The sequence below is a fragment of the Vibrio sp. B1Z05 genome, from assembly GCF_052955985.1.
In genome coordinates, this window is sequence record NZ_CP130463.1 from 1,888,892 (window position 1) to 1,897,743 (window position 8,852).

Genomic DNA, 8,852 nt, shown 5'->3' on the forward strand with positions numbered 1-8,852 from the left:
GTAGGCCCTGCTGAACTAACACCTAATATTGAGTATCGACACCTTGAACAAAAACAAAGCACATCCACCAAAGCATGCGGTTAAAGCCGGGCTTCACCCTAAAAACAAACACCATGGTCGATACAATATTGATGCGTTAGTTAAGGCATTACCTGCGCTAAAGAGCAAAATTATTTTAAATCCAAAGGGTGAGAAAACCGTTAACTTTAGCGATCCTGATTCGGTGCTCATGCTCAATAAAGCGCTATTGGCATTACACTATCAAGTGCGTGTTTGGGATATTCCGCAAGGCTATTTATGCCCGCCTATTCCCGGCCGCGCCGATTATGTACATCGCCTTGCCGAACTGCTAGAAAAAACCACAGAGGCTACTGAGACCATTAAGGTGCTTGATATTGGCACCGGTGCCAGCTGTATCTACCCGATTATTGGCGCAACCGATTATCAGTGGCATTTTACCGCCAGTGATGTCGACCCAGTATCAATTAAAGTTGCCAGTGAGATTGCGGCGCAAAATCCGCATCTATCAGGAAAGATCACGCCCAGATTGCAAACCGATGCTAAACATATTTTCCAAGGTGTCATTAAAGAGGGAGAGTATTACCACCTAACAATGTGTAACCCTCCTTTTCATAAGTCGCTAAAAGAGGCGCAGTTAGGCACGCAAAGAAAAGCCAGTAACCTTGCCAAAAACCGAGTGAAACGTGGCGCTCAAGGCATGAATGCCAAAGCCTGCACAATAAAACCTCAGCAAAAAGGGCTTAACTTTGGCGGACAAAAAGCCGAGCTATGGTGTCCCGGCGGAGAAGAAGCCTTCATCAAAAATATGGCCAATGAAAGCGCATTATTTAAAGATCAAGTAGGCTGGTTTAGCACTTTGATCTCTAAAAAAGAAAACGTCTCTAGCATGAAGAAAAAACTCACTAGCTTGAAAGTCAAAGAGATCAAAGTCGTCGAAATGTCACAAGGACAAAAAATCAGCCGTTTTATCGCATGGCGGTATTAGTCGAGCTTTAGAGCCTAGCTACCACTGATAAACTCAACATCACAGCGCTGTCCTACAAACAAACTCTGCGAGTCATTATTCAGTGACACAGTCACCGCAAAGGTATTACTGGCAGCGTCAATAATCGGGTCAATAATCGAGACCTTGCCTTGATAAGTGGCATCTTTACCCAGCGCCGACAGATTCACTTTTTGCCCTTTACTGATTTTGCCATACAGCTCAGCAGGCAACACCACTTCAGCATGGATAGGATTTAAAGTCGCAATGCGCAAAAACGGTTCTTCATCGACAAATTCACCGGGATCTTTAATGCGCTCAATCACCACCCCAGAAATAGGACTGCGAGTTTGCCTTTGGCTTAAACGAACCTTAGCTTCTTTCAGCTGAAACTCAGCCAAACGTTGTTCGGTCAGCATCTCGTCTTGCTCATTGTCAGAAATCAGACTCTTACGATACAAATCAGCGTTTCGCTCTACCTTACGACTGGCAAAATCTAGCCTTGCTTTGACCGTATTCACAGCGGCGATTTCAACGGTAGAGTTCAGCTTCATCACTACCTGCCCTTTCTTAACTTTATCGCCTCGGTTAACCCTAAGCTCTTTGATAACCCCTTGCACTTCACTGCTAAGCTCTACCTCTGAACTGGGTTCGAGTAAGCAGCTAAAAGGAGAAATCAGCGCATGGCTGGCATCGTTTGCGTTATTGGCATAAGAGCTAAAAGAGGCCAGCAACAATGTGCTTGCTAGCGCCCATTTGCCAAAATATGTTTGCTTAAACTTCCATGTTTTACAGCTTGTCATGTTTACACCTGATTTTGAGAGAAAGACAACACTTCCTGTTGTTGTTCATCGTGTTTTAGCAATTGCTTACGGCTCTGGTCTTGCTGACGTTCAATGCGCTTTTGACACTGCCGAATGCCATTAAATAATAGTTTACTTTTCAAACTGTTGGGCATTGGAATTAGATTTATTAACGCCAATAATTTGGCCCACTTAGCGGTAATCAGCTCTTCTTCTAATGACAGAATAAATTCGACGCTGCCTCTGTCCCCTTGCCGAGCACAGCGACCTTCCAATTGCCTGTCTACTCGTGAAGAATCATGCAGACCTGTCACCATCACATGTAGCCCGCCTTGCGCTTCCACTTGGCTGTCTAATTTAATATCTGTTCCCCTACCTGCCATGCTTGTCGCTATCGTAATTTTCGATGCCAGCCCTGCCAGTTTGACAATTTCCGCCTCAGACTCATCTTGCCTAGCGTTAAGCACTTGATGCTCAATACCGCGGGCTAACAATAATTGGGATAGGGATTCGGAATCCTTGAGTGATTGTGTACCGACCAATATTGGTCGCTCTCCCTGCTCACAAAATTGTTTAATCTTGCTCACTACGCACTGCCACTTTTGCTGTTCAGTGCGCAAAATCGTAGGTCGAAATTGACGGCGCTGATTGGCTTTATGAGTCGGCACATCCACCACCGGCAGTTCATACACGCGCCAGAACTCACTTTTCACTTCATCGGCGGTACCTGTCATGCCTGACAAGTGATGATAAAAACGGAAAAAGTTTTGAAAACTGATGCTGGCTAACGTCACCCGTGGATCGCTAAGTTCGCACTGTTCTTTAATTTCAATTAATTGATGTAACCCTTGCTCCCACGTTCTATCTGGCATGCGTCGTCCGGTGTGCTCATCAATGATGACCACTTTACCCTCATCCACTAAATAGTGCTTATCTCGAATAAACAAATGCAACGCCGTCAGCGCTTGTTTTACCAGTTCTAAACGTCTTAGCCGTGCTTGCCACAACGCCCCTAACCCTTGCGTTTGTCGTTCAATATTTTCCTCACCCAGTGGCGTAAACTCAATTTGCTTAGAAGGCAGGCGAATCATAAAATCCACATCAAGTTGTAGCGTTTGCCCTATCTCAAAGGCTTGTACATATAACTGCTGCTGATCAGGGTTAGGCGTGCTATCCCCCGAGATCACCAGTGGCGTAATCGCTTCATCCATAAATACACCATCAGCTTCATCAACCACTGCAAAATGAAGCCCTCTTAACATCAAGCTATCCAGTAACTCGGAGCGATGTGATGGCAAACTTCGCAGGGCGTGCAGGTGCAAAGCATCTGAATGTTGTTCAAGGACAATTGCATCTTTAAGGTAATCAAAAGCCAGTTCGTTATTTGTGCAATACACAATATCGCGGGCGTATTCTTGTTTACGTTCATTCAAGTCCAGACCTTGTATCACAACCCCGACACTCAAGCCTAAACGCTGATAAACAGGTAGCATCAACTGCGCATCTCGCTCAGTTAAATAATCATTTACCGTCACTACATGGGTAGGAATACCCGCAAGCGCGGCGGCGGCAACCGGCAAAGTTGCGGTTAATGTTTTACCTTCGCCCGTTTGCATCTGTCCGATGTTGCCATGCAAAATCGCTAGCCCGCCCAATAACTGACTATCAAAGTGCCACATGCCCAATTCACGCCCTGCGACTTCTCGTACTAGCGCAAAGACCTCAACGGTCAGGGCATTAGTCAGCCCAAAGCGCAGTAGCGATTGTTGGATGGTTTTGATCTGCTGATCTAACTCACTTTCTGAGAGTTTTCGGTAGGCTTTATCACTGCGTTTAATGCGCCATAACAAGGGTTTATATAACCAGATAGATGCGCGCAGCGGACGACTGCCAAACGCGGTTAACGTGCGCCACCAGCGCTGCATACGTTTTTGCGTATCCAACACTCGTTGCGGCCGCTCTAATACCGAGTTAGGTCTTCTTTGCGGGCGCTTATACATCAAACTGTCTCAACAATAAGCGCCTCACAGAGCGATACCAACGATAAGCGATAGGCTCTGCGTCATGCTCAAACAGCACATGCACCCGTTCATCAAAACGCTGAATGCGCGCGTTTGAACTGTCCAGTTCTACCCGAAAATAACTTTTGTAGCTTTCAAGTTCTGTGGTGCGATTAGGGTCTAATACAATCAAACCGCCGCCATCGGTACTCAGCACTGAGCTTGGTAATAGATGTGTAGAAGAAGGGGCTTGGCGAATAATGGCGCTAGCGTATTCAGGCTCAGGCTGTGAGGCCAGTTTTAACCACACCGCATGAGTTTGGTTGCTGACTCTATCGATATCATCCTCAGAGATCATCGCCGCAATCGGCAAATGCTCAACATCGACCACATAGCCAATGATTTCACCGCGATGAAAATAGTGCCCTTCTTGTAAATGCCTTTGGGCAAAAATAAGCTGACCTTTGGCTGGGCTGATGACGCTAAGGTGTTGCAGACGTCTTTGCACGTCTTGGTATTCCTGCCCTAAATATTTGAGCTCTTGCAGTAAGATTTCAGATTCGGTGCGATTATTCACGCTCGCATCATATCTGAGCTTTGCTTCTGCAAATTGCCCTTTCAAAATTTCAGCTTTGGCCTGCAAATCCGGCGCATCAAGTTGTAATAGAGCCGTACCTTGCTCTACCTGCGCACCGCCTTCTAAGAAGACTTGTCGAACAAAACCATTGGTTTGCGCTCTTATGTAGGCATTTTGCGGCACATAAATCACCCCTTGCGCATAAGTTTTATAGGGCGCAGGCACATAAAACAGTAAAAAGGCGATAGCAGTAATAACCGCAGCGCCACCGAGATAAATATAGGGACTTTTTCTTCGCATAAGAGGGTCTTGTCGTGGTTTAGCTATGGCTTTAACTATAGGAATGATCAAACTGCTCATCACCGACCAAATGGCCAATATAATGCCGATGAAGAAGTATTTACTGGCGACAAATAACGAGATTGCCACCATCACAAACAAGCGATAGATGTAGGAAGTGACCGCATACAGCGCCAACCAAAAAGATTCTGACTTGCTGTAGGCATTACTGCGCACGGCGCTAATTCGAAACAGATAACGTTTCACTAAATAACCAACTTGCGCATTACCTCGCGCGGCTAAATTAGGGATTTCCAGAAAATCTGCCAACACATAATAGGCATCAAATCTTAATAGTGGATTACCATTAAATAGTAGCGTCGATACACCGCCAATTAGCATGACGTTGTAAGCAAGGGCACGCACCACCCCCGGCTCAACTAACACCCACACCAACATTGCTAGTGCGGCAATAAACAGCTCCGCAAATACGCCCACTGCGCCAACAATCATGCGCTGATATTTATTACTAAACGAGGAAGCCGCTGACGCATCGACATAAGGCACAGGAATAAAAATAAGCAGCATCACGCCCATTTCATGCACTTCCCCGCCCCAACGTTTGACCGCCCAGCCGTGGCCCAATTCATGCGCCAATTTAATGACGGGATACACCAGCGCCATCAGCACGAGATTCTCAAGCCCTAACACTTGGTCACTTAAATTGTTGGTAAGCTCTGTCCAATGCAGCGTAGCTAACACAATGCCTAGAATGACAATCGCCAGCCAAAGCAAGGCCCCGCCGAAGGAAAATAGAGCCCGAGCGATAAAGCGCGTGGCAAACAAAAAACGCTCAGGGTCGAGCAGAGGAATACGCACACTTAGTGGTGATTTGAGCTGTTGCAGGAGCTTCTTTTTTTGCTCGGTTTCACCGCGACGATGCAAATGCTTGATGCTCGGCAATACATCGGTTTGCATGACATTGGCTTTGTTGAGTTGCCCAACCAGATTGATCACTTCATCTTGGCTCGGTAACTCTTCTTTTAACTGCTGACAGGCAATATCCCAAATTTGTTGTAGGGTGCGCTCGCCATTCATTAAACCAATTAATTGATACGCCTGCGGAGTAAAGCGCTGAAACTGCCCCGTGACATGGTCTTGCAACACGTACCACACTTTGCCTCGGTACACATGCCGATGAATATCGGCGTGTTTACGAATGCGCACCTTTAAATCAGCGACTTTATACCAAGCTGGGCTAAATAGCGTTTGCGACATAATCCGCTACCCCCACCAAGACCACGCCTGCAATCTTAACCACTGCGCCATTTCGCGAGTCCAAATATGAAACAGCAATTGCTCATTAATGGCGACTTTACCTATGCCTTCCATGCCCGGTTGCAATTGTTGAGAAAATGTCTGTAATTGCGCCTCTACAATAAAATAACTGGCGCCATCGACCGCTTCGGTCACTGGTGTCAATTTGCTAATCACAAACTCAAAACCTTGCTCTGGAAGCGCCGATAAATACAAGGTGCCTGTCTGTCCTAATTTAAGCTCCGCGATTTGGTCTTCCGCCACTTGCAGTTTGATGCGATGACTATCAAGGGGCGCAACTTCAAGTAATAATTCACCTTTACTGACCGCACTCCCCAAGCGTTGGCTAAGATCGCCATTGACCACCACACCATCGTAAGGTGCCAGTAATTGACCGCGCTGAAGCTGACTTTCAACCAAGGACAGCTGCACTTGCACCTGCTTTTCTTGGGCATTTAAGATATTGATTTTGGCGCGGTCACGAATTGATAACGCCTCTAGACGCTGGCGCACTAATTTGCTCTCTTCACTGAGCCATTTAAGACGCTCTAGGCGTAAATCTCGGTCATCCATCTGCACCAACAACTCGCCTTGGGTCACTTGATCGCCCGCCCTAACTAAAGCTTGATTTATATAGCCGTCATAAGGGGCAACAATAGCGCGCTGCACCGCACTTTCTATTTGAGCATTGGCGGATAATTTATATTCGCCCGTCACAGTGGCAAGCAGATAGCCGATGATCAGCGCGCCAATCATAAACAATTTTCTGCCTAAGTAATTAGGCCCAAGCAATCGAGCTAATTGACGTCGCGTGCCATCAAATAATTTGCGATACCAAGGTCTATCGTTAAGGCGTTTATCTTCTAGCGTGGGCAAAATCAGGCTAAAGATGCTTTGGCAAAACTCCGACTCTGATTTACTCCACACTTGGTCGGGCTTACCTTCCACCACTAAAGCCCCATAAATTTCTCCGCGCAGATACAAAGGCACCGACATCACTCCAATATCGCCCTGCGACTCAGATAAAGTTTGGTGTGCTTGGGTAATGGCGTGTTCATCGATATCAGTTTCAGGGAAGTGGATGATCTTACCTTGATCAATACACTCATCCATCACCCTTTCAATCTGGCGAACATGGTTCATTTTCTTGCCAAATTGGGCACTGTGCGAAAGGTATTTTAGGCGGCACCGATTTTTTTGATACTGCCCAAGACTGACTCGGTCACAGTTAAGCAACACTGCAATTTCGGTGACGGCGCGGGTCGCGGATGCGCCATAACTGGATTCAGACAATACTCGCGCCAAAAGCTCAACCCGAGTAGAATAAGATTCTTGTTCATCCAACGCTTGCTGAGCACGCAGTTGATGCTCCGCCACTTCAATTCCTGCGGCGCTCCACTGCAATACAGTTAAAGCTTGGGTAAGTTCGGTTTGCGTTTTCACCTGCACCGCAAATCCAGCCAGTGCAATAAGCTCACCCTGCTTATCTAACATAGGATAAATCAGGCCAAACGCTTCCCCCGCAGGAGAAATAGCGGCCAGTCGAGTGACTTGAGGTTGGGTGATGGTTTTATGATTATCGAGCAATTCATTAAGCTGATTAAAAGACGCTTGCTGCGGCTCAAAGTCCGCAATCGGTACTAACTCGCCATTGATTGGCAAGTAGATCACTGCCGACTGCAAACCGGGAATCACCGCTTTATGCTTGGCAAGCCACTCCTGATAATAATCATTTTGTTGTGTTGCCGCATCGTGCAGCGTTTGCTCTGGCGCAGCTTCGACTTGTTGCGTCATACAGTACATCCTTGTCAGCACACAGCGTCGACCCTTCCGATAGTCAGTGCTCTTCGCTCAAACGGTAATAAACATATCGCGTCAACAGACGCCAACCCATTGATAAAGTTAGTCTTGTTTATTAAAAGTGTCTAGGTGGATGGTGAAAGGTATTGGCTTTATTAAGGGGCTGGGGGCTAGTACACCTACGAAAATACCTTATATAGACTGTTTATCCAGTCCTCTCAAAATATTAACATCAGCACAAACCTCTAAAAACCGTTATGCCATAAACAAAAAACCCAACGCTGAACCAAAATGCCAAACGTTGGGATGTCACTCATAAATGCTTTACAGATTATTTACTACATAGCTTCTTTCTTTAATTCAACTTCCATATTTCTTTGCTCAACAGCCATTTCTCTTAAGATTTTCTTCTTTTCTGCGTCTACAAAACGCTTCAAGATTTGCTTCATAAGTGGCTGATAACCTATTCCATTAAGTTCTGCTATATCTTTCAAGTCTTCAATTAAACTTTTCTGTAACCTAATTGAAATCATTTGCAAGCCTAACTTGTCATCAAGCTTTCCACCATCATTGCTTGACTTCCTTACAAACTCTTCGCTTCTACCAAGTTTGCCTGACTCCCATGCTTCTATTTCAGCTGTATCTTTCATCAAGCTCATAGTGGGACTCCTCATTTTATCTACCTTTTTAATTATATTATTAACTTTTAACTAGTATCTTTGTCTTCTTGATGAAGATGCCTTTAGGCGTACTTATTATAAATTTCTATCTCTTTTTCATTCGGAGCATATGCCGTCTTAAGTTCAATACGATCAGGAAACTCTATAAAAACGACTTTAAGTTTACGTGCATAATCTGTTTCTGCAATAAACCACTTTGTCGCTGGGTTTGTTTTATGTTGCTCGCGAGTATCTTCTAAGAAACCTTTTTCTCGATTCGAAAAACACTCTTCAACCTCAGAGAGACTAACGCCATGTTTTACCTTGAGCTTAGCTTTAATGCTCTGAGGAACTGTATCTTCTAAAGACAAATCTACCTCCGTTTTCGTTCAAGGCTTTGAATATATACAATAA

The 8,852-nt window shown here is 45.5% G+C and carries 7 protein-coding genes; 1 reads left to right on the forward strand and 6 read right to left on the reverse strand.

Features of this window, described 5'->3' with window-relative positions:
• The first annotated feature begins 25 nt into the window (after nt 1-25).
• The gene (gene rlmF, locus QV280_RS08625; RefSeq protein ID WP_447026278.1) at nt 26-1,006 is read left to right on the forward strand and encodes a 23S rRNA (adenine(1618)-N(6))-methyltransferase RlmF; all 981 of its coding nucleotides are present in this window, start codon (nt 26-28) and stop codon (nt 1,004-1,006) included.
• 14 nt (nt 1,007-1,020) lie between these two features.
• Here the strand turns inward: rlmF and QV280_RS08630 are convergent, their stop codons facing one another.
• The 6 genes from QV280_RS08630 to QV280_RS08655 form a co-directional block, all read right to left on the reverse strand.
• Nucleotides 1,021-1,806: an efflux RND transporter periplasmic adaptor subunit gene (locus QV280_RS08630; RefSeq protein WP_152819655.1), complete on the reverse strand. Its 786-nt coding sequence runs from the start codon at nt 1,804-1,806 to the stop codon at nt 1,021-1,023.
• 2 nt (nt 1,807-1,808) lie between these two features.
• A complete protein-coding gene (locus QV280_RS08635) occupies nt 1,809-3,806 on the reverse strand; it encodes a preprotein translocase subunit SecA (protein WP_152819654.1) in 1,998 nt (665 codons plus the stop codon).
• Nucleotides 3,799-5,940: an efflux RND transporter periplasmic adaptor subunit gene (locus QV280_RS08640; protein WP_152819653.1), complete on the reverse strand. Its 2,142-nt coding sequence runs from the start codon at nt 5,938-5,940 to the stop codon at nt 3,799-3,801. The genes QV280_RS08635 and QV280_RS08640 overlap by 8 nt, the downstream gene beginning before the upstream one ends.
• A 6-nt stretch (nt 5,941-5,946) precedes the next feature.
• Entirely contained in the window at nt 5,947-7,773 is a 1,827-nt protein-coding gene (locus QV280_RS08645) for an HlyD family efflux transporter periplasmic adaptor subunit (RefSeq protein WP_023402665.1), read from the reverse strand.
• A 344-nt stretch (nt 7,774-8,117) separates the two neighbouring features.
• Nucleotides 8,118-8,438 carry a hypothetical protein gene (locus QV280_RS08650; protein ID WP_152819652.1) on the reverse strand — a complete coding sequence of 107 codons (321 nt, stop codon included), beginning with the start codon at nt 8,436-8,438 and terminating at the stop codon, nt 8,118-8,120.
• Nucleotides 8,439-8,521: 83 nt separating this feature from the next.
• The gene (locus QV280_RS08655; protein ID WP_023402663.1) at nt 8,522-8,809 is read right to left on the reverse strand and encodes a hypothetical protein; all 288 of its coding nucleotides are present in this window, start codon (nt 8,807-8,809) and stop codon (nt 8,522-8,524) included.
• Nucleotides 8,810-8,852 lie beyond the last annotated feature (43 nt).